Raw genomic sequence first — 21,110 nt, 5'->3', positions numbered from 1 at the left:
GCAGCCCGCCCGTCCCGTGACCGGGCCGCGTGGCCCTCGGATTCAGGAGCTTGTATGTCGTCGTTGCGCGCGCACCGCCTCTCCTTTGCTTATTCCGACGCGTCCCCGATCCTCACCGACGTCGATCTCTGCCTCACGCCCGGCTGGTACGGGATCGTCGGGCCGAACGGCGCCGGCAAGACCACGCTGCTCCGGCTCTTCGCCGGCGACCTCGAGCCCGACGCCGGGGGCCTGCGCGTCGAGCCGCGCGGCGCGACGATCGCGGTCTGCCCGCAGGCCGTGGAGCACGCGGACGCGGCGATCCGCGCGCTCGCCGAGGCCGAGGACGGCCTCGCGCGCCGGCTGCGCGGCGAGCTCCTCCTCGACCCGGCGGAGCTCGAGCGCTGGGCCACGCTGTCGCCGGGCGAGCGCAAGCGGTGGCAGATCGGCGCGGCGCTCGCCGCCGAGCCGGACGTGCTCCTGCTCGACGAGCCGACGAACCACATCGACGCGGACGCGCGGGCGCTGCTCGTCGTCGCGCTCGGCGGATTCCAGGGGATCGGCGCGTGCGTCTCGCACGATCGCGAGCTCCTCGACGCGCTGACGGTCGGCACGATCCGGGTCGACAGGGCCGCGGCGCGGCTCTACCCCGGCGGGTACAGCGCGGCCAAGGAGCTCTGGGAGTCGGAGGCGCGCGGCCGCGAGGAGGCGCACCAGCGGCTGCGCGCCGAGGAGCGGCAGCTCCGCCGCCGGCTCGGCGAGGAGCGGCGGACGCAGGCCGCGGCCGACGCGGAGCGGAGCACGAAGAACCGGGTCAAGGGCCCGCGCGATCACGACGCCCGCGGCATGCTCGCGGGCATCCGGGTGGCCGCGGCCGAGGCGCGGCTGTCGCGCACCGTGGGCGTGACGCGGCGCAAGCTCGAGAAGGTCTCGGCCGAGGCGGGGGAGTTCGAGTTCGAGAAGGCCGTGGGCCGCAGCGTGTTCGTCGATTACGAGCGGTCTCCCGCGCCGTGGCTGTTCGTGCTCGACGCGCCCGAGATCCGCGCCGGCGGCGAGGGGCGGGCGCTGCTCCGGGACGTGCGGCTCAGCGTCGGCCGCGAGGACCGCATCCGGGTCGCGGGCCCGAACGGCAGCGGCAAGACCACGCTGGTGAAGGCGCTGCTCGAGGGCGCGCGGGTGCCGGCCGAGAAGGTGCTCTATGTGCCGCAGGAGCTCGGCGAGGCGGAGGAGCAGGCGCTGCTCGCGCGGGCGCGGCGCCTGCCCCCGGAGGAGCGCGGACGGGTGATGTCGCTGGTGGCGGCGCTCGGGGTGGAGCCGGGCCGGCTGCTCGCGTCGGCGCGGCCGTCGCCGGGCGAGGCGCGCAAGCTGATGATCGCGCTCGGGCTCGGGCAGCACGCGTGGGCGCTGGTGCTGGACGAGCCGACCAACCACCTCGATCTGCCCTCGATCGAGCGGCTGGAGCGCGCGCTCGCCGACTACCCGGGCGCGCTGCTCCTCGTCACCCACGACCGGGCGTTCGGCAGGAGCTGCACGTCGATCCTGTGGACGGTGGCCGAGGGCGAGGTGCGGGTCTCGTCCGACGACGCCGGCGCGTGACGATGCGGTCGCATCGGATCGCGCGCCGGCGCCGCCCGGGCTGAGTTACGGGAGGACGGGCGAGCCGCCCATCTCCTTGAGCACGGCGTCGGCGCCGGACACCGCGTCCATCACCCACTGCATGTAGCGGTGATCGACGTGGATGGTCCGGGTGATCGACGGCATGAAGAGCCAGTCGGAGGCCATCGCCTCGTAGTTGCCGTCGAAGGCGAGGCCGACGAGCTCGCCGCGCGCGTTCAGCGTGGCGGAGCCGGAGTTGCCGTTGGTGATATCGAGGTCGCTGAGGAAGCAGACCGGGATCTCGCCGAGATCGTCGTCCACGTACGGGCCGAAGCGCCGCTCGCGGGCCGCCTCGAGCAGGGGCTCCGGGGTGTCGAACGGCGGCTTGCCGGTGGTCTTCTTCACGACCTCGCTGAGGACGGTGAACGGTCGATAGACCGGCTTGTCGAGCTCCGGTCGGTAGCCCCGCACCGTGCCGTAGGTGATGCGGAGGGTGCCGTTCGCGTCGGGCGCGAGCATGCCGCCCCGGTACGCGCGGAGCGCCTCGACGAAGCGCGGCTTCACGAGCGCCATCGCCCCGGCGTAGGCCTTGTCGCGGGCCTCGATGGCCTTGTCGACGGGCGCGAGCGCGAGGGCCAGGCGGATCATCGGATCGCCGCTCGCCTTGAGCTCCTCGGTCGTCGCCGTCTTGAGCAGCTTGACCCGGGTCGCCGCGTCCTCGAGCGCCGTCTTCTCATAGAGGGCGTCGACCGCCGCGCCGAGGGCGGCCTCGGTCGGCGGCACCCCGCCCGCGAGGCTCCCGACGAGCGCCGGCCTGTCCTTCGGATCGAGCCGCAGCGCGCGCTTCAGGGCCAGCTTGAAGGTGCTCCGGTCGATCGCGCGGTCGTAGGACTTCTGCAGCGACACCTGCGCCTGCTCGAGCCGCTCCCAGTTGCGCTGCTGGTACTCGGCCTCGCGCTCGGCGTCCGGCTTGGACCGCTCCTCCGCCATGCGCACCAGGGTCACCGCCGCGTCGAGGAGCCTCGCGGACGAGAGGATCTCCCCCACGGCCGCGTCGTGGTCGCGCGTCTTCCGCTGGTCGTCGTGCAGCGCGGCGATCTTCTCGATCACGCCGCCGTAGGCCGCCTTGCGCTCCGGGTCGGCGTCGATCCAGGCCTTGAGCTCGCCCTCCAGCTTGGCCTTCTCCTTGGCCAGGCCGCCCTGGACCAGCCCCTCGAGGAGTCCGCGCGTCTTGAGCAGGTAATTGCTGTAGCCCTGGATGGTGGTATGCGCCTTGATGCGCACCGCCGGGTCGTTCTTGCCGAGACCCTCCAGGAGGGCGATCGACTCCTCGTAGAACGACACCCGCTTCGGGTACTGCCACGACACGGCGGACTCCACCTCCGCCGCGGTCCGGAGCCGGTTCGTCGTGCCGGGGTAGCCGGCGACCATCACCAGGTCGCCCTGGTGGAGCGGCGCGGAGGCGAGCTTCAGGTGGTGCGCCGGGCGGTAAGGCACGTTGTCGTCCGCGTGGCTCGCGGGGCGGTTGTCCTTGCCGACATAGGCCCTGAAGAAGGTGAAATCCCCGGTGTGGCGCGGCCAGCGCCAGTTGTCGATGTCGCCGCCGAAGTTGCCGATGGCCTCGTGCGGGGCGTAGACGAGGCGGACGTCCTTGATCTCCAGCTGCTCGATCAAGGAGACCTGGCCGCCGCCGAAATACTCGGCGATGGAGCACCGGAGCTCCGGGCGCCCCTCCTCGCACGCGGCCACGAGCCGCTTCTTGCGCCGCTCGATCTCCTCATACCGCTCGAGATCGCCCGAGATCGCCTCGAGGCCGCGCCGCACCTCGCCGGTGACGTCGCGGAAGGCGCGGGTCACGAAGACGCGCGCGGTGGGGCCGGCCCACCGCTCCTCGGCGCGGGTCCTCGCGAGGTAGCCGTTCGTCAGGAGATCCTGCTCCGGGGTGGAGTTGTACTGGAGCGCCCGCGTGGCGCAGTGATGGTTGGTCGCGATGAGCCCGTCGGGCGAGACGAACGACGCCGAGCAGCCGCCGAGGCTCACCACCGCGCCGAGCGGGGACGCCGTGGGATCGGTGAGCGACGCCGGATCGATCTCGAGGCCGAGCGCCTCGAGCTGGTCCTTGTGCTGCGCCATCTGCTCGGGCATCCACATTCCGCCGGGGTTCTCGAACGGCGTCCCCTGGCCGGGCCCCGAGGCCGGCGGCTTCGTATCGCCCGCTTGCGGCCGCTCCGATCCGCAGCCCGGCGCGAGCGCGGAGAGAGCGAAGAGCGCGAGGAGCGCGTGACCACGCAGAGAGGAATGAAACATGCGGTGTTGTTACCATCGCCGGTCGATAAAGCAACCACACCGCATCTTTCGCACAGCAGAAGATGCGGTGAAGCGAGCCACGCGCGCGCAGGAGACTCGCCATTTTCCTCGGAGAGAGCATTCCCCTCGTGGCGATGGACACCGGCTCTCGTCGATGTCCCCGAAGGCGAGGTTCGCCGGCTTCGGCGCGCCCGCCGAAACGCCATGTTCTCTGCGTCCGGCGCCGGACTGGCATTCACGGCATGCCGGCGGGCCGCCGCCGGGGAGGGCGCCTCACGGGCCCGCGCCGAGCGCCTCCTCGACGGCGCGATCGATCTCGCGCTGGCCGAGGGCGCGATCGCCGGTGCGGGCGCCGAGCCGCTCGAGCGACGCCACGGCGGGGTACGTGAGCCGCCGGAGGTCGGCGGCGTTGACCTGCGTGTGGCCGCTCCACTGCCGGAAATACGTGTCGACGAGCGTGGAGCTCAGGAACGCGCGCAGGCCGCGGGCGAGGAGCGGCGGCAGCCCGGCGCCGCCCCGGTGATAGACGTTGAGGTGGTTCTCGAAGCCCACGCGCGCGCAGGGCACCACCTCCGGATCGAACACGGCCGCCGTGATGCGCCGGCGCTCCTCCTTCGAGGAGCAGCGCTTGACCACGACATAGGTCCCGCTCGGCATCCAGAGGTGGGCTGTCGCGGCGCAATCGACCAGGGCGTTCGGCTTCTTTCCGGGCCTCGGCCAGCGGACCACGCCGGCGTCGAGGTGCGCGGGGTAGATGAGCGGCGCGGTGTCCGCCGCGGGGTCCGTGCGGAGGAGCGCCCGAGCGCGGAAGTCGACGACCTTGCCCGTGGAGATCGAGAGGCCGAGATCGGCGAGGCGCGCGGGCAGCCGCGCGAACGCGTCCGCCACGTCCTTCCCGGCCTGATCCGGGACGACGTGGATGAAGCGCTCCGGGTCGCCCGGCCGCACCACCTCGGCGAGGGGGACCACCCGCGCCGCGATCGGCCCGTCGTCCGGGCCGTTGCTCGACGAGACGAGCACGGCGCCCGGCGGCGCGCCCTTCACGCCGCAGACGACGACGTTCTCCTGCAGGATGTCGTCCTCCGCGAACGCCGCCGTCCGCGACTCGAAGACGTGCACCCGGAAGAGCGACATCTCGCGCAGGAACAGCTCGCGGAAGGCGCGAAAATAAGGGCCGTTGCAGAAGCTCCTCGGCGTGATGGCGACGAGCTCGCCGCCGGGCTCGAGGACGCGCACCGCGAGCGCCAGGAACGCGGCGTAGAGGTTGCTCGCCTCGATCCCGGCGCGGCGCAGCGCGCGCCGGGCCGCCGAGCGGGCGCCGAGCTTCCTGTAGGGCGGGTTCAGGATCGCGTGGGTGAAGCCCGCGCGCGGCCCAGGCAAGGAGAGCTCCTCGACGGCCGCGGCGATGAAGTCGGCGCGGACGGCGCGCCCGTGGAACGCGATGCCCGCCGCGCGGCAGGCGTCGCGGCACGCGCGCATGCCTTGGGAAAGATACTTTACCAGCGCGGCATCGAGCTCGTAGCCGACGGCGACGATGTCCGTCGGCGGGTCGGGCCGGGCGCACGCCTCGGCGACGAGCGCCGCCGTGAGCGAGCCGACGCCCGCGCCGGCGTCGAGGACGCGGACCGACCCGCCGAGGTGCTGGAAGAGCGACGCCATGAACGAGGCGAGGCGGGGGGGCGTCAGGAACTGGCCGAGCTCGGAGCGCCGGGCGGGGTCGAGGCGCAGGGACGCCTGCGCTCGGTGGCGATCGACCGTCTGGAGCAGGGACGCCGGCGGCGAGCGCCGGAGCTCTCGGGCTGCGCTCATCGGCTGGCCGCCATGAGTGCCGGGGGGCCGGTCGCGCGGGTCGCGCCGGGGCGGCTCAGTCGACCTGGTGGGCCCGGAACGAGACGACCGCCCCGCTGGTCTCCAGGCAGCGGTGGATCCAGGGGGCGTCGCTCGCGCGCACGGCGATGAGCCGGACGTCGCCGGCGCCGTCCAGCGCCTTGAGGCCCTGGAAGCCGACCGCCTCCGCTTCCTGGAGCGTCATGATCTGCGCGCCGGTCTCGCGCAGCACCTCGGCGCTGAGCAGGTCGGCGCTGCCTGTCCCCGGGGCGAGGACCACCTCGAACACGGTCATCATGGGGCCATGGTCGCCGGGCGGCGGAGCGCCGACAAGGGCCGTCGCATGGGCCCGCGCGGCCGGTCACCCCTTGCCGGCGGCCTCGCGCTTCGTCTCGAGCTCCTCCCACCGGCTGACGAGGCGCGCGGCCTCCTGCTTTTCGCGATCGAGCTCGGCGAGCAGCCCCGCGACGTCCGCGCCGCGGCTCGCGTAGAGCGTCGGATCGGCGAGCTTGGCCTCGAGCTCGGCGACCTTCTGCTCGGCCGCGTCGATCCGCCCGACGATGCCCTCGAGCTCGGTCCGCTCGGCGAACGTGAGCTTCGGCTTGTCGCCGGCCCGCGCCGCGGGCTTCGCCGCCGCCTGCGCGGGCCGGGGCTCCGCGGCCTGCGCCTTCGCGGCCCGCGCCGCCGCCTCCGCTTCCGCCTCGGCCGCGGCGTGGGCGCGCTGCTCGCGGTAGGCGTCGTAGTTGCCCGCGTACCGCACCACCCGGCCGCCGCCCTCGAACGCGAGGATCGAGGTCGCCACCCGGTTCAGGAACCAGCGGTCGTGGGTCACGACCAGCGCCGAACCGTCGAGCTCGATGAGCATCTCCTCGAGCGCGGCCAGGGTCATCACGTCGAGGTCGTTCGTGGGCTCGTCGAGGATGATCACGTTGACGCTCTGGGTGAGCATCTTCGCCAGGGCGACCCGCGCCCGCTCGCCGCCGGAGAGCGAGCCCACCGGCTGCCGCGCCTTGTTCGGATCGAAGAGGAACCGCTCCAGGTAGCTGCGCACGTCCATGGATCGGCCGCCGACCTCGACGCGCGTGTGCGAGCCCGCGATGTTCTCGAAGATCGATTTGTCGAGGTCGAGCCCGCTGCGGTGCTGGTCGAAGTAGGCGACGCTCGTGTTCTTCCCGAGCACGACCTCGCCTTCCATGGTGGGCCCGCGCGGGTCGGCGGGCGCCGCGCCGCCTTCGCCGGCCTCGAGCTGGCCGAGGATCGCCCGGAGCATCGTTGTCTTGCCCGTCCCGTTGCGGCCGACGATGCCGACGCGCTCGCCCTTGGTCAGGGAGAAGTCGAGGCCGCGCACGAGCCATTTGCCGTCGACCGCGAGGCCGAGCTTCTTCAGCTCGAGGATGGTCTTGCCGGTGCGCACCGACTCGACCGAGAGCTGCGCGGTGCGCTCGGCCTTCGGCGGCGGGGCGGCCTTGGTCGTCTCGGCGCGCTGGATGCGCGCCTTCTGCTTGCCGGTGCGCGCCTTCGGCTGGCGCCGCAGCCACTCGAGCTCGGTGCGCAGGAAGTTCTGCCGGTTCGACTCGGTGCGCGCCTCGAGCGCGAGGCGCTCGGCCTTCTGCTCGAGGTACTCCTCGTAGCCGCCGTCGTAGCTGTAGACCTTGCCCTTGTCGATCTCGAGCGTGCGCTCGACGACCCGGTCGAGCAGGTAGCGATCGTGGGTGATGAGGAGCAGGGCGCCGGGGTGCTCCTCGACGAGGTAGCGCTCGAGCCACTCGACGGTCTCGACGTCGAGGTGGTTGCTGGGCTCGTCGAGCACGGCGAGGGCCGGTCGCGAGACGAGCAGGCGGGCGAGGGCGACGCGCCGGCGGTCGCCGCCGCTGAGCACGCTCATGGGCGCGTCGGGCCGGGTGACGCCGACGTGGCCGATGATGGCGTCGACCCGGTGCATCATGTCCCACCCGCCGAGCCGCTCGACGTCGGCCGCGGCCTCGGTCTGCTCGGCGAGCAGCGCCTCGGCGTCGCCGGAGCCGGCGGCCAGCGCGCGGCTCACCTCGTCGTGGCGGGCCTTGGCGGCGTGCCACGCGGAGAGCCCGGCGAGCACGACGTCGCGCGCGGTGTCGGACGGCTCGAAGACCGGGTCCTGGGAGAGGACGCCGATCTCGGCGCCGCGGCGGCGGGAGATGGTGCCGCCGTCCGGCTGCTCGACGCCCGCGAGGATGCGGGCGAGCGTGCTCTTGCCGGAGCCGTTCAGCCCGACGAGGCCGACGCGCTCGCCCGTGCGGATGGTGACGGAGACGCCGTCGAGGATGGTCTGCGGGCCGAAGGCTTTGTGGAGATCGTGAGCGGTGAGGACGGGCACAGGGCGCGGAGCTTAGCGCAGCGGCCGCCGCATGGGCCCGCTTTGCTGCGAGGGCGCTGTCACCGCCCCGCGCGCCGCGAGCGCGGGCGGCGGCGCGGCACCTCGCCGGCGCGCCGCTGCGCAGGCTGCTCGCCTCGCTCGGCCGCGCGCCCGCCGGCTGGGGGCCCGAGGCGCGCGCCGCTGCGACTCAGCCGCTCATGGCGGTGTCCACGAGCGGCGCCGTGACGCTGGCAGAGGAGCCGCCAACCACGTACACGTACCGCGGTCTCCCAGGATGGATCCTGGCCACACGGGTTTCCACAGCAGCTTTACGTGATCCCCAATCCAGATCTGAAGTTTCTTCCCTGGGCGCTACTTGACAGGCCGCTCCTCGCTGTGATGCCGTGTCTCTGAGGTCGTTGCAGGTCTGATCTGCGCGCGAGGGCAGCGCGCGCGACCGTACGAGCCACGTACGAACGAGCGGCGACGCATCAGGAGGGGACTCATGACGATGACTGGGCGAGGTTGGGCAGCCGCCATCGGGCTCGCGCTGATGACGGCGGCGTGCGGCGCGAGCGATACGGACGCGGCGCAGACAGCCGCACCCATCAAGCGAGTACCGCTCCCTCCGAACGAGTTCGTTCCGGAGAAGATCGAGGCGACGATCGACGAGCTCGTCGCCGAGATCAACAAGAGCTCGATCCAGCCGATGCAGATCGCGGTGTTGCTGAAGTCCCTCCACGACTTCTTTGCGCCGATCGCCACGGGCGCGAACCGGGCCATGGGTGAGCTCGGGGCCTCCGGGAGGGCCACGGGGAACGTGCTCGGGTCCACCGATGCTTCGCCAGATCAAGAGCAGTTGACGGAGTTCCAGACGGAGCAGATACGACGTGCGTTGGCGGAGGGCGCCGAGGGGATAGCCATCACGCCCTTCGGCGAAGGCAACGCGGCCGCGCTCGACGAGGCCATCGCGGAGGGGATCCCCGTGGTGACGCTCGACACCGATCTGGCGGGCTCGAACCGCTCGATCTACGTCGGGATACGCAGCTATTCTGCCGGGAAGGCGGCGGGGGACACCCTGCTCCGGATGCTGCCCAAGCCGCCGGGCACGGTGCTCATCCACGGCTGGGCCGACCCGATCTGGCTCGACGGTGTCCGCCGAACCGACGGCGCCAGGGACGTGTTCGAGAAAGCCGGTTACGACGTTATCGTGCATCAGTCCATCTATGATGACGAAGCCAAGGACGTCGAGGTGATGAGGGGCCAGATCGAGGACGCGGACCCGCCCGTCGTGGGCCTGATCGGGATGTTCAGCGACTCGTATCGATGCGTGCTGGCCGCGGACGCCGCGCGCGCGACGGGCCTCCCCATCGTCACCTTCGACTTCGCGCCGCAGACCGCCGAGTACATGCGCCAGGGTCGCATCAGGGCCACGCACGTCCAGCGGCAGTACTACGAGGGGTACCTCGGTCCCTACATCGTCTACGGCATCAAGAGCATCGGCCTCGACGCGGTCAAGCAGATCCTCGCGCCGCAGCTCGTCGAAGGCAGCCTGTTCGACCTCGGCGTCGGCGTGGTCCTGTCGAAGCAGGTCGGCGCCTACAACGACTTCCTCGGCGAGATCGGCGCAGAGCAGTAGCGACGTCGCCATTCAAGGAGGACCCCGCGCGGCACCTAGCGCGTGCTCGGGCGCGGCTCCCGGGGTCCTGCCGGCGGCGCCGGGGAAGTCCATCCCTCAAAGCAGCCTCTTCTGTGCTGATCCGGTGACTTGCCGTCCTCGGGATCACCCCGGCGCGAGACGAAGGGTTCTCCCCGGTAGCAGCGGGCGCCGACGCGACCCATGTTCGTGCTCCACGCTATCAGGGTGGCGAGATCTGCCGCGCAGCGCAGTCGCGCGTCGGAGGCGTGTTTGACGCCCATGGCTCGCAAGGAGGAAAGGAGGCACAGGATGCGAGATCGATTCGATAGAGACACGGACTACGGACGGAATGAGCGGCGCTGGGAGCAGCGCTACGAGGACGAGCGGAGCCATTCCACCGAGCGCGGCTGGGCTCGCGACGAGCGCCGCCGCGCGCTCCCGATCTACGACCACGGGGCCGCCACGCGCGACCACCGCGACTGGGATCGTGAGCACGGTCGCGCGTACAGGCCCGCGACGCAGCGCGACGACCTGGGCCGCTCTCTCGATGACGGTCGCTTCGCCGGCGGCGACCGTGGCCTCGACGACCAGGAATGCGGCTTTCCCCATGACGACCGCGGCGGCGATTACGTCGGCGGCCGCGAACGCGGCTGGAGCTTCGGCGGCAATCCCCTTCCCCCCGCGGCCAGCGCGTACAGCTTCAACCTCGGCGGCGCGTATCACCTCGGCATGACCCGCGTCGTGAGCCCCGATGCCCACGTCGATCAGGCGTGGCGCGACGGCCCGTACTACGGGGAGAGCCACGATCTAGCGCGCACGGCCCGCGAGTCCGGCCACTCGGCGCTGGAGGGCGTCAGCCACGCGCTCCACAAGGTCGGAGATCGCGTGCGCAGCGCGTTCGGCCGTGGACCGAAGGGCTACAAGCGCTCGGACGCGCGCATCCAGGAGGACATCTGCGAGATGCTCTCGGACCGCGGCGACATCGACGTGAGCGATGTCACGGTCCGGGTGGAGAACAACGAGGTGACGCTCGAGGGCACGGTGCCCGAGCGCCACCACAAGCGCATCATCGAGCACGTCGCCGAGGGCGTGCGGGGCGTCGAGGACGTGCACAACCGGATCCGGGTCCAGCGGGCGATCGAGCCGACGAGCCGCTCGACCGCCACGGCGGGCACGATGGGCGATGCCGCGCTGGCGGGCACGCAGCAGGGCGCGTCTCGCCCGACGGCGAGCCACGCGGCGCGGATCTGAGCCCGCGCCCCGGGCGGGCGCCGCGGCCCGGTCGCGCGAAGCGCTGACGACTGCGAGGCTCCGCAGCTCAGCGGTCCGGCGGATCGGCCCGGTAGCCCGGCTTCGGACCGGCCGGCGCGGAGGGCGCCGGGCCCGCGTCGCGCGCGGGCGCCGTCACGGGCGCCGGGCCCGCGTCGCGCGCGGGCGCCGTCACGGGCGCGGGGCCCGCGTCGCGCGCGGGCGCCCCCGCGCCGCTCGCCTCGCCCCCGGCCCCGACGAACCGGACCCGCCCGAACCGCCGCGCCCGGTGGAAGTTCCCCTCGCCCAGGATCGGCGACCACGCGGCGCCGCCGTTGTTCTGCATGGCATAGAAGTTCATCCGCCACGCGTCCCCCGGCGACGGCGGCGCCGCCTTCGCCTTCGCGAACGCGCTCCACGGGATCTTCGCCTCGACCACGTACCCTCGGTCCTGGTCCGAGCCGTCGTCGATCGTCCCCCTCAGCGTCACCGCGCTCGTCAGCCCCGCGCTCCACTCCTGATGGCCGAAAGGCCCGCTCGGGCCGCCCCTCGGAGCGTTGTAGTCGTCGAACCGAGAGTCGAAGACGAGGTTCTGGGGGCTGATCTGGATCTCGTAATAGTCCTTGTTGTCCCCGTCGCCGTCCGGGTCGATCATCACCTCGACCGTGTCCCGCTCCCACAGGTGCGGGTCCCGCGCGTCCTGCGGGAATCCCCCGGTGATCGTCGCGTCGCTGACGTCGAACCCGACGTAGAGGAACGCATCGTCCCAGAGCAGCCGCGCCTCGCCTTGCGTGGGCAGCGACGGATCCTCCCGGCCGGTGCCCACGTTGACGAACGGGCCGGTCCTCGCCGCCGCCTGCCACGCCGGCTCGTCCAGCCGGCCGTCGATGGTGACCGCCGCGCCGGGCGAGAGCTTGCGCACCTCGAGCTCCTTCACGGCCGCGGGCGCCCTCCGCTGGCCCTGGCCGGCGCCCGCGCCGCTGCTCGCCGGCGCCCGGCCTGCGGACCCGGCGGGCGCCGCGTCCTGCTCGCCCCCGCCGCCGCGGGAGCACGAGGCGGCGAGCACCGCGGCCACCAGGCCGAGGGCCCGCCGGCGCGCGCCCGCGTCGTGCGCCTCGCGCGCCTCGTCGACCGAGCGCCGCTGGCTGCGGGGGCGGCGCATCGCGACCGCCGCTACTTCCGCCCCTTCTTGCGGGCGTCGCGCTCGCGCTTGCGCTGCGCCTTCTTGGCGTTGCGCTCGCTGGCGCTGAGCGTCTTCATCTTCGTCAGGGTCGGGCCCCCGGCGCCGGCGCCCGGGAAGCCGCCCATGCCCGGCATCCCCATGCCCGGGAAGCCCATCCCCGGGAAGCCCATGCCCGGGAGGCCCATGCCCGGCATCCCCATCCCGGGCATGCCGCCGCCGGCCATCATCTGCTTCTGCATCTCGCGCATGTTCTTGGCCATGGCCATCTGCTTCATGCCCGGGATCTTGCCCATGAGGCCCATGTTCTGGCCGAGGCCGCTCATCATCTGGCGCATGAACAGGAACTTCTGGACGAGCTCGCTCACGGCCTCGGGCTTCGAGCCCGAGCCCTTGGCGATGCGCTCCACCCGCTTCGGCTCGCGGACGAGCGCGTAGGGGTCGCCCTTCTCGAAGGGCGTCATCGACTGGATGATCGCCTGGATGCGGACGAGCTCCCGGTCGTCGAGGTTGACGTCCTGCGGCAGGCCGCCCGGGAACATGCCGCCGAGGGGCAGCTTGTCGACGAGGTCCTTCAGCGACCCCATCTTCTGGATCATCCGCACCTGGTCGAGGAAGTCGTCGAGCGTGAAGTCGCCCTGGAGCATCCGCGCGGCGTCCTTCTCGGCCTTCTTCTGGTCGACGACCTCCTCGAAGTCCTGCATCAGGCCGACGACGTCGCCCATGCCGAGGATGCGGCTCGCCATGCCGTCCGCGCGGAACGGCTCGAACTTGTCCGCCGTCTCGCCGATGCCGCTGAAGAGGACCGGCGCGCCCGTGACCTCCTTGATGCTGACCGCCGCGCCGCCGCGGGCGTCGCCGTCGAGCTTCGTCAGGACGACGCCGCTGATCGACAGCCGCTCGTTGAAGCCGCGCGCCGTCTTCACCGCGTCCTGGCCGATCATCGCGTCGACCACGAGGAAGATGTTCTCCGGCGACGTCGCCTCCTTGATCTGGGCGAGCTCCTGCATGAGCGGCTCGTCGATCGCGAGGCGGCCGGCGGTGTCGTAGATGATGACGTCGCGGCCGAGCCGCTTCGCCTCGCCCCGGGCCGCGGCGCAGATCGCGACCGGCGACTCGCCGGGGAGGTTGAACACGGGGATCTTGAGCTGCTCGCCGAGCACCTTGAGCTGCTCGACGGCCGCGGGGCGCTGCATGTCGGCGGCGACGAGCAGCGGCTTGCGCCCCAGCTTCTCGAGGTAGCGCGAGAGCTTCGCGCAGCTCGTCGTCTTTCCGGAGCCCTGGAGGCCGACCATCATGATGCCCGTGGGCCCGCCGTCGGCCCAGGCGATCTCGTCGCCCTCGTGGGTCATCATCGCCTCGAGCTCGTCGTGGCAGATCTTGATGAAGTGGTCGCTCGCCGAGACCTGGTGGACCTCGCCGGCGTGCTTCACGCGCGTCTCCAGGGTGCGGCCGACCGCGGCCTGCTTGACCCGGGCGAGGAACGCCTTGACCACCCCGATCTCGACGTCCGCCTCGAGCAGGCTCAGCCTCACCTCGCGGAGCGCGGCGTCGATGTTGCTCTCGGTGAGCTCCGTGAGCCCGGCGAGGCGGTTTCTGGCCTGACGAAAGCCCCGTGTCAGCGTGTCGAACATGGCAGGGCGGTCTTAGCACAGGGGACCGCGAGCGCGGATCCCTTGCCCGATCCGGAAGCGATCTCTCTCGGCGGCGCGGGCCCCCCACGCACCGCGCGGGCCCCCACGACGCACCGCGCGCCGCGGCGCCGGCCGTCACATCCCGCGCCGGGCGCGGCGGAGGCCCGCGAGCACCGCGCCACCGGCGGTCACATCCCGCGCCGGGCGCGGCGGAGGCCCGCGAGCGCCTCGACGTGGGCCGTCACATCCCGCGCCGGGCGCGGCGGAGGCCCGCGAGCGCCTCGGCGCACCTCGGCATGACCTCGGCGCTCTCCTTGACCTTGGCGTCGGCCGCGGCGAGGTCGGTCAGATCGGACAGCGCCGCGGGCCCCTCGGGCGCCTCGAGCAGGGCGCGCACGCGCGCCTCGGCGGCCGTCGCCTCGAGCAGCAGGCGGTAGGCCCGCGCGCACGTGTCCCTGGCGCTCGCGGCCGGAGGGGTCGACGCGGGCTGCCGCTCGAGCTCGGCGAGCAGCGCCTCGCGCCCCGCGCGCGGCTCGCTGGGGGCGTTGCGAAGGGTGTCGATGGCGTGCAGGAGCGCGTCCGCCTCCTGCTCCTCGGCCGACCGGCCGCACCCGGCGGCGACCGCCAGGGCGGCGACCGCGGCGAGCGCCGCCGCGGCCCGCCGCGCTGCCGCCGCGGCCCGCCACGCTGCCGTCCCTGCTGCGCCTGCGCTCCTGGTCGCGCCGGGCCTCGCCGTCACGCCGGGCGCCCTCAGTCGGCCGGCTTCGGGGGGGGCGGGCCCATCTGGATGCGCTCGCCGAGGTAGGAGCCGATCAGCGTGAACAGCACGCCGATGAGCGCCATGATCACGTACATGAAGAGCGGCATCGTCCGGACGGTCTGGCTCTGCAGGAGGTAGAAGACGGTCGGGATCGCGACGAGGAACGAGGCGACGACCGGCTCGAGGAAGGTCTTGCCGGGCGAGATCATGCCGAGGAGGACGCCGCCGATGAACCAGACGGGGATGGCGACGATCATCCCGTTGGACCCCTCGAAGTCGAGCTGCTGCACGATCATGGGGAGGCCGCCGACGAGGGCCGCGGTGAGCACGCTCTGGAGGACGAGGGCGATGAGGCACCAGAGGATCGAGAAGCCCTCCTGCTGGTAGCGGCGGTGGCGGTCGAGGTCGGCGTCGCGGAGAGGCTGCAGCGAGCCCATCCGGGCGCCGCACGCGACGCAGCGCCCGCTCGCCGTCACCGAGGCGTTGTTCGCGCCGCACGACGGGCAGACGATGGAGCTGTCGTTCTTCGAGGCCATCGCGGCTAGGCTAGGCAAGCCGCCGCGGGCGGGCAAGCGCGCGTCGACCGGAACCGCGCCGGGCGCGGGTTGTCTCGGACGGGGTGCTGCGAGGCCCGCGCCCTCGTCCCATCCCGCGTCGCGCGAGATGGGACGGGCCGCGCGCGACGCGGGATGGATGCGGGATGGATGAGGAGGGAGCGCGCGGCGCGGCTCCCTGCACCGCGGCCGGCGCTCCGGCTGTATACTCGGCGAAGCGTGCCCACCGACCCGACCTCGACCCTGGAATCCATGACGCACGGCCCGCGCGGTCCGGGCGGCGCTGGTCTCGACGTGACGGGGCCGGATCCGGAGCTGCTCGCGCTGCCTTCGCCGCCGCGGCAGGAGCGCACGGTCACGGTGGTGCTGATGGCGGTGACCGCGGTGGCCGCGCTGTGGATGGCGGTCGCCCTGTTCGGGGAGGCGCGCTACGCGCTGTCGCCCGGCCGTCCCGTGGACGTGGGGGAGCTCGCGCCGCTGCGCCCCACGGCGGAGCTCGCGAACCGGTACGTGCGGGCGGTGGGCCTGCTCGGGACGCGCGGGGCGATCCGGTACGGCCGCGCCGCGGAGGGCGACTCGTTCCGGCTGGCGCCGGTGGCTGGCAACCCGGGGCTGTGGGTGGAGATCCGGGTGCCGGAGGGGTTCGAGGGTCCGCGGTTCGTGCCGCCGAGCTCGTTCGCCGGGCGGCTCGTGCCGTTCAAGGCCGCGGGCATCCGGCACGCGCGCCTGGCCGCCGAGGTCGAGGAGCAGACGGGGACGGCCGTCACGGACGACGCCTGGCTGCTGATCGACGGCAGCTCGCCGCGCGCGTCGCGCTGGGCGGTCGCGCTGTTCGCGCTGTTCCTCGGGTTCGCGGGCTGGAATCTGTTCGGGATCGCGCGGGTGCTCCATCGCGTGCGGGACGCGAGGGACGCGAAGGGCGCGTGAGGGACGCGAAAGGCGCGTGAGGAACGCGAAGGACGCGAGGGACGCGAGCGGCGGTTCTTGACGCGCTCGCCGCGGGGGAGCAGGACGCTGCCCGTCCAGCGATGCCCAAGGTCACCTTCGTCAACGAGCACAGGACGGTCGAGACCGAGCCGGGTCGGCTCCTCAGCGAGATCGCGGCCGAGCTCGGGATCGCGGTCTGCCGCGAGACGTTCCGGGGCACGGGCATCGGCGACTACACGTGCTGGGTGAAGGGGGAGCCCGGCGCGACGTCGCCGCCGACCTTCCTGGAGCGGCTGCGCGGCGCGAAGGGCCAGCGGCGGATGGCGAACCGGACGCGCGTGCTCGGCGACGTGCAGGTCTGGACGCAGGCCGGCCCGGGCAACCGGCTGCGCGCGCCGCGTCCAATCGCGCCGCCGCCGAGCCCGGCGACCGACCCGGAGGCGCCGCGCAAGCCGATCGACGCGAGCGGCAGCGCGGCGTTCCCGTACGGCGATCCGCGCGCGGTCGGCCACGGCAAGCGGGAGCCGATCGCGGCGGGCGCGCTCGAGGCGAAGGCGGCCAAGGAGAAGAAGGCGAAGGCGGCGGGGGCGCCGGCGAAGGCGGCGGAGGCGGCACCGGCGAAGGCGGCAGCGGCGCCGGAGAAGGCCGCGGAGGCGACGGCGGGCGGCGAGGCGGCGACCGCGGCGCCGGCGCCGGCGGCGAAGGCGCCGAAGGCTGCTGCAGCGAAGGCGCCCAGGACCGCGGCAGCGGCGACGCGCGCGGAGGGGGCCGCGACGGCGGCCGAGGCGGCGCCGGCGGCCGAGGCGGGCGCAACGGCGGGGGCCCTCCCCACCCCGGCTGCGGAAACCGCCTCGACGGCCGGGGCCCCCCCCACCCCGGCTCCGAAAACCGCCTCAGCGGCTCAAGAAACCGCCACCGAGGCTCCGAAAACCGCCTCAACGGCTCGAGAAACCGCCACCGAGGCTCCGAAAACCGCCTCAACGGCTCAAGAAACCGCCAACGAAGCCCCGAAAACCGCCTCAGCGGCCACGGGAATCGCGACAGAACCCTCGGACGCCGAGGCGAGTGCGAGTGGCCCCACAGCGACAATCAAGGAGCGCGACGGAAGGGCGTCGGAGTAGCGTCACTGCGCGCGCACTCCCTCCCTGCCGCACGGGTGAGCGTAGAGGCGTCAAGGCGGCATACCTCGAATTGTCGTGCGGACCGAGATGGTCTTGTCTTGGCGATCGAGCCCTGCGCTAACCCTGAGGCACAGGCTCGAAGGGGTTGAGCAGCCGCACACCGGTCCGAGCGACATCGCGCGTGTTGCGCGTAACAAGGACCAGGTTGTGCACGATGGCCGTGGCGGCGAGCAGGCCGTCAATCTCGGGCAACCGATCGGGGACCGAGAGCCGCCCCCAGGCGTCTGCGATCTCCACAGTGACGGGAAGGACTCGTGGACCGAATGAGACGATGACCGTGCCGAGCCACGCATCAAGCGCTCCCGCCTGAACGGGATCCCGCGCGCGCACCCCCTCGATGCCACGTCGGACCTCGCCGATGACCAGCGCCGACAGAAACAGCTCACTCGCACGGTTCTGCGCCGACCACCGGAGAACGTTGCTGTTCGCGCGCGTTTTCTTGCGCATCTCCGATAGCACGTTGGTGTCGATCAGAAAGCTCATCCCGGAAGCTCCAGCGGCAGTGATGCCTCAGTCGAACTCGACGTCCGGCCGGCCGTAGTCCACAGGTCGCTCGAAGTCGACGTCATCCCCGACGTCGGGCATGCTCAACAAGAGGTCCATCAACGTTCCCTCCTTCTCGGGCACGGACGGCCTGGCAATGTCGTTCACCGCTTCCGGCGCGACGTCCCCTCGAGCGACCCAGAAAACTGCCGCTGCCTGCCGCATCTCGTCCGCGACCTGCTGCGGGGTCTTGGGCGTACGAAACGCATCTTCGGGGATTTCCATGACGATCCGCATACGAGCCTCCTGCTGCTTCAGCACCCTAGCCCCTTCTCCCGCGCCAGCACACCGTCCACCTGCCCGTCCGCCCTTCCCGCACCCTGCCGGGCGTCCGCAGCGCTTTCCCTCCCCCCTGCCGGGCATCCGCAGCGCTTCCCCTCACCTCTGCCGGCCGTCCGCAGCGCTTCCCCTCACCTCTGCCGCCCGGCAGCGGCTCTCTCCAGAGACCTCCCGAGGCCTCCTCGCACGGTCCAAGCTGCCCGGTTGTGCATCATAGTGGATTCCACTATCCTTTCTCCGCGAGGAACGCAGATGAGAGGTGCGGGAGCGGCGAGGCGGAAGCAGGGCGAGGAGCGCGACCCGCCCGGGCGTGGTCCGGACGAGGACAGCGGCCCGGTCAGCGTGGTCCTCCCGGCCGAGCTCCGGGCGCGGGTCCAGGCCGAGGCGAAGAAGCGCGGCCTCAAGCTCTCCCCCGCGATCCGCGCGCTCCTCAGCGAGCGCGTCCAGGAACTCGACGACGCGGAGCAGCTCAGCCGGGCGGAGGAGTGGCAGCGAGCCCAGGTCTGGGCGGTCTGGGAGCGGATGAAGGCCGGAGAGCACGACGAGGCCTCGCGCCAGGAGATCGATTCCATCTTCGACGAGGCGCTCCGTCGCGCCCGTCGTCGCGGCGCCCGCTAGGCCAGGCGCCGCGTGGGCCGCCGCGTCCGCTTTCGCCGGGAGTTCGCCCGCGACCTCCGCGATCAGGTGCGCTGGCTCGAAGAGAACCGCGGGATCGAATGGGTGGAGCGCCTGCGGACCGGCCTCGACGAGGCCATCGAGCTCGTCGCCCGCCTCCCCGCGATCGGCCCCGCCGAGGCCAAGGACAGCCAAGACCGAGCCGTCGTCCGCAGGCTCCTCCTGCGCAAGCTCCCCTACGTCGTCTGGTATCTCGCGGACGACTCCGACCCCGACGCTGACCTCTGGCTGCTGCGCCTCTTCCACGCGCGGCAGCAGCGGCCGCTGGCCGAGGCCGGTCTCCCCCCACCGAAGCCGCGGAAAAGGTGATCGCGCAACGCATCGGGTCGCTCCTTCCGGCGCCAGCCGCCCGCAGCGCTCCCGCACGCCTCCCCGCGGCGCCCGGCGTGCTATGCACGCGCCGATGAGCGACGTGGTGGTGATCGGCGGCGGCGTGGCCGGGTGCGCGTCGGCGCTCGCCCTCGCGCGGCGCGGGCTGTCCGTCCGCGTCCTCGAGCGCAACCCGGGCGAGGGCGCCTCCTGGGCGGCGGCGGGCATCATCGGCCCCCAGCTCGAGGCCGCGGGCGACGGCCCCCTCGCGCGGCTCTGCCTCGCGAGCCGGAGCCTCTACCCGGAGCTCGCCGCCTCCCTCGCCGAGGCGACGGGCATCGACGTGGGCTACCGGCAGTGCGGCGCGCTGCGCGTAGCGCTCACGCCGTCCGGGCGCGACGAGATCGCGCGCGAGGTCGCCTGGCAGCGGGAAGCCGGCCTCGCCGCGGAGCTCTGCGACGGCGACGCGGCGCGGGCGCGCGCGCCGGCGCTCTGCCAGGAGGTCGCCGGCGGCGTGTGGTTCGCCGACGAGGCGCGGATCGATCCGCCGTCGCTCATGCGCGCGCTGCGCATCGCGGCCGAGCGCGCCGGCGTGCAGTTCCGCACCGGGGCGACCGTCCGGCGCGTCCTCGTCGATCGCGAGCAGGCGCGCGGGGCGCAGCTCGAGGACGGGACCAAGGTGGAGGCGCGCTGGACGGTGCTCGCCGCGGGGAGCTGGTCGTCGCTGCTCGAGGCCTCGGGGCTCGCGCCCGCCGCGGTGCGCCCGGCGCGCGGGCAGATCGTCGAGCTCACGCCGGCGTCGCCGGTGCTGACGCAGGTGATCTACGGGCCCGGGTGCTACCTGTCGCCGCGCGACGACGGGCGCGTGCTGGTCGGCGCGACCATGGAGTTCGCCGGCTACGTCCCCGCCGTGACCTCGCGCGCGGTGCGCGATCTGCTGACCGCGGCGCTGCGGCTCATGCCCGCGCTCGGCGACGCGCCGATCGGACGGACGTGGGCCGGGCTCCGGCCGCACACGAAGGACGATCTGCCGATCCTCGGCGAGGGGGAGCTCCAGCGCCTCGTGTTCGCGACAGGGCATTTCCGCAACGGCGTCCTCCTCGCCCCGGTGACCGCGAAGATCGTGGCGGCGCTGGTCGCGGGAGAGCAACCGCCGCTGGATCTGTCGCCCTTCTCGCCCGGGCGGCCCGGCATCGCCGGCTGAGCGCGGCGGCTGCCGCCGACGGCTGAGCGCGGCGGCCGCCGGCCCATCGCCGCCGCCTCGCGGGCGCCCGCGCGGCGGCGCGCCGCGCCCCCGGCGGCCTGGCCGGGGCAGGTTCACGTGCGCTCGCCGCGCGGAGCGCCTACGCTGAGCGCCGCGATGCCGCCCACCTGCGAGCTCATCCCGATCCGGTTCTACTTCCACTGCGGCTGGGCCATCCAGGTGGATCCCTCCTTCGAGTCCGAGCTCCTGTACGGCGGGGAGACGCTGCGGATGTTCGATCCGGGCGAGCGCCGCGAGGTCTCGCTCTCGTCGATGATCTACCGGCGGCACGACGGCGCGCCCTTCACGGCCAAGGAGGTGCTGGACACCTTCCCGCCGCACGAGATGTCCGGGCTGCGCTACGAGCACGAGGAGGGGCAGGTCGCGGGCGCCGCGCTGTGGATGCACGGCGAGAGCGATGACGAGCCGGAGCCGTGCTGGGTGCTCATGGCCATCATGGTGTGCCCCGAGGCCGGCCGGCTCGCGCGCTGCACCATCGTCTGCAAGGAGGAGTCGGACCGGGACTGGGCCGTCGACACCTGGCGGAGCATCACGCGGACCCCGCCGCCCGTGCAGCTCGGGCCTGGCCCGGCGACGAGCTAGCCGCGAGGGCTTCGTCGCCCGAAGGCGAGCTGGCGGCCGGTCAGCGGGAGATCTCCGCCGCCGCTGCTCTGCGTGCCGGTCGCGCCAGCGCTGGAGCTCGCGGTCGCATCGCTACCGGCGCCCCTCCACGTGTTGCTCGCGGGGTCGTAGGTATCCGCCGACGACAGCTCTGTCCCGTCGGTGCGCCGGCTCGTCTGCCTGCCGCCTGCCACGAGCCCATGGCCGTTCGGCAAGAGGATGGCCGCGTGTCCGGCGCGCCCTCGTTGCCCGTGCTACGGGCGACACTCACCGAAT

Annotated in this window: 19 protein-coding genes and 1 pseudogene; 9 read left to right on the top strand and 11 right to left on the bottom strand. The window is 73.0% G+C overall.

Annotated elements, in window-relative coordinates; genetic code table 11:
- The first annotated feature begins 54 nt into the window (after positions 1-54).
- Positions 55-1,575 (top strand): ATP-binding cassette domain-containing protein, encoded by a 1,521-nt coding sequence (locus WMF26_RS48110; RefSeq protein WP_437998183.1) that lies wholly within the window; start codon positions 55-57, stop codon positions 1,573-1,575.
- Between the two features lie 45 nt (positions 1,576-1,620).
- Here WMF26_RS48110 and WMF26_RS48105 read toward each other — a convergent pair whose 3' ends face one another.
- The 4 genes from WMF26_RS48105 to WMF26_RS48090 all read right to left on the bottom strand — a co-directional run bounded on the left by WMF26_RS48105 (position 1,621) and on the right by WMF26_RS48090 (position 8,062).
- Positions 1,621-3,882: a S46 family peptidase gene (locus WMF26_RS48105; RefSeq protein ID WP_437998182.1), complete on the bottom strand. Its 2,262-nt coding sequence runs from the start codon at positions 3,880-3,882 to the stop codon at positions 1,621-1,623.
- Positions 3,883-4,155: 273 nt separating this feature from the next.
- Complete coding sequence (locus WMF26_RS48100; protein ID WP_437998181.1) at positions 4,156-5,691, bottom strand: Eco57I restriction-modification methylase domain-containing protein; 1,536 nt, start codon at positions 5,689-5,691, stop codon at positions 4,156-4,158.
- 55 nt (positions 5,692-5,746) lie between these two features.
- Entirely contained in the window at positions 5,747-6,007 is a 261-nt protein-coding gene (locus WMF26_RS48095; protein ID WP_020741734.1) for a hypothetical protein, read from the bottom strand.
- 63 nt (positions 6,008-6,070) lie between these two features.
- Complete coding sequence (locus WMF26_RS48090; protein ID WP_437998180.1) at positions 6,071-8,062, bottom strand: ABC-F family ATP-binding cassette domain-containing protein; 1,992 nt, start codon at positions 8,060-8,062, stop codon at positions 6,071-6,073.
- Positions 8,063-8,546: 484 nt separating this feature from the next.
- Between WMF26_RS48090 and WMF26_RS48085 the strand changes: the two genes are divergently transcribed.
- Both WMF26_RS48085 and WMF26_RS48080 read left to right on the top strand, forming a co-directional pair.
- Positions 8,547-9,680, top strand: a complete 1,134-nt coding sequence (locus tag WMF26_RS48085; RefSeq protein WP_437998179.1) for a sugar ABC transporter substrate-binding protein — start codon at positions 8,547-8,549, stop codon at positions 9,678-9,680.
- A gap of 309 nt (positions 9,681-9,989) precedes the next feature.
- The gene (locus tag WMF26_RS48080; protein WP_437998178.1) at positions 9,990-10,931 is read left to right on the top strand and encodes a BON domain-containing protein; all 942 of its coding nucleotides are present in this window, start codon (positions 9,990-9,992) and stop codon (positions 10,929-10,931) included.
- 67 nt (positions 10,932-10,998) lie between these two features.
- Here WMF26_RS48080 and WMF26_RS48075 read toward each other — a convergent pair whose 3' ends face one another.
- From WMF26_RS48075 to WMF26_RS48060, 4 genes are all read right to left on the bottom strand, one after another.
- Complete coding sequence (locus WMF26_RS48075; RefSeq protein ID WP_437998177.1) at positions 10,999-12,090, bottom strand: sugar-binding protein; 1,092 nt, start codon at positions 12,088-12,090, stop codon at positions 10,999-11,001.
- Between the two features lie 11 nt (positions 12,091-12,101).
- Positions 12,102-13,742, bottom strand: a complete 1,641-nt coding sequence (ffh, locus tag WMF26_RS48070) for a signal recognition particle protein (protein WP_437570114.1) — start codon at positions 13,740-13,742, stop codon at positions 12,102-12,104.
- Between the two features lie 241 nt (positions 13,743-13,983).
- Entirely contained in the window at positions 13,984-14,481 is a 498-nt protein-coding gene (locus WMF26_RS48065) for a hypothetical protein (protein WP_437998176.1), read from the bottom strand.
- Between the two features lie 11 nt (positions 14,482-14,492).
- Complete coding sequence (locus tag WMF26_RS48060) at positions 14,493-15,038, bottom strand: hypothetical protein (RefSeq protein WP_020741727.1); 546 nt, start codon at positions 15,036-15,038, stop codon at positions 14,493-14,495.
- A gap of 237 nt (positions 15,039-15,275) precedes the next feature.
- Between WMF26_RS48060 and WMF26_RS48055 the strand changes: the two genes are divergently transcribed.
- The gene (locus tag WMF26_RS48055; RefSeq protein WP_437998175.1) at positions 15,276-15,983 is read left to right on the top strand and encodes a hypothetical protein; all 708 of its coding nucleotides are present in this window, start codon (positions 15,276-15,278) and stop codon (positions 15,981-15,983) included.
- Positions 15,984-16,084: 101 nt separating this feature from the next.
- Positions 16,085-17,104, top strand: a complete 1,020-nt coding sequence (locus tag WMF26_RS48050) for a hypothetical protein (RefSeq protein WP_437998174.1) — start codon at positions 16,085-16,087, stop codon at positions 17,102-17,104.
- 117 nt (positions 17,105-17,221) lie between these two features.
- Here the strand turns inward: WMF26_RS48050 and WMF26_RS48045 are convergent, their stop codons facing one another.
- On the bottom strand, positions 17,222-17,647 hold the full coding sequence (locus tag WMF26_RS48045) for a type II toxin-antitoxin system VapC family toxin (protein ID WP_437998173.1): 426 nt from the start codon (positions 17,645-17,647) through the stop codon (positions 17,222-17,224).
- Between the two features lie 27 nt (positions 17,648-17,674).
- Entirely contained in the window at positions 17,675-17,968 is a 294-nt protein-coding gene (locus WMF26_RS48040) for a hypothetical protein (protein ID WP_437998172.1), read from the bottom strand.
- A 270-nt stretch (positions 17,969-18,238) separates the two neighbouring features.
- Here WMF26_RS48040 and WMF26_RS48035 point away from each other — a divergent pair, with 270 nt between their 5' ends.
- The 4 genes from WMF26_RS48035 to WMF26_RS48020 all read left to right on the top strand — a co-directional run bounded on the left by WMF26_RS48035 (position 18,239) and on the right by WMF26_RS48020 (position 20,816).
- Positions 18,239-18,604 carry a hypothetical protein gene (locus WMF26_RS48035; protein WP_437998171.1) on the top strand — a complete coding sequence of 122 codons (366 nt, stop codon included), beginning with the start codon at positions 18,239-18,241 and terminating at the stop codon, positions 18,602-18,604.
- A gap of 12 nt (positions 18,605-18,616) precedes the next feature.
- Positions 18,617-18,970 (top strand): type II toxin-antitoxin system RelE/ParE family toxin, encoded by a 354-nt coding sequence (locus tag WMF26_RS48030; RefSeq protein ID WP_437998170.1) that lies wholly within the window; start codon positions 18,617-18,619, stop codon positions 18,968-18,970.
- A 94-nt stretch (positions 18,971-19,064) separates the two neighbouring features.
- Entirely contained in the window at positions 19,065-20,174 is a 1,110-nt protein-coding gene (gene thiO / locus WMF26_RS48025) for a glycine oxidase ThiO (RefSeq protein WP_437998169.1), read from the top strand.
- A gap of 156 nt (positions 20,175-20,330) precedes the next feature.
- A complete protein-coding gene (locus tag WMF26_RS48020; RefSeq protein ID WP_020741720.1) occupies positions 20,331-20,816 on the top strand; it encodes a hypothetical protein in 486 nt (161 codons plus the stop codon).
- Here the strand turns inward: WMF26_RS48020 and WMF26_RS48015 are convergent.
- Positions 20,813-21,064 (bottom strand): annotated as a pseudogene (locus WMF26_RS48015) (hypothetical protein); the annotation flags it as partial. The gene WMF26_RS48020 and the pseudogene WMF26_RS48015 overlap by 4 nt on opposite strands.
- Positions 21,065-21,110: the final 46 nt, after the last annotated feature.

Origin of the sequence: Sorangium sp. So ce185, from assembly GCF_051526825.1 — a bacterium.
Lineage (GTDB): Bacteria > Myxococcota_A > Polyangia > Polyangiales > Polyangiaceae > Sorangium > Sorangium cellulosum_D.
Note: the sequence above shows the minus strand (reverse complement) of the source record. Positions and strands in the feature narration are given on the sequence as shown.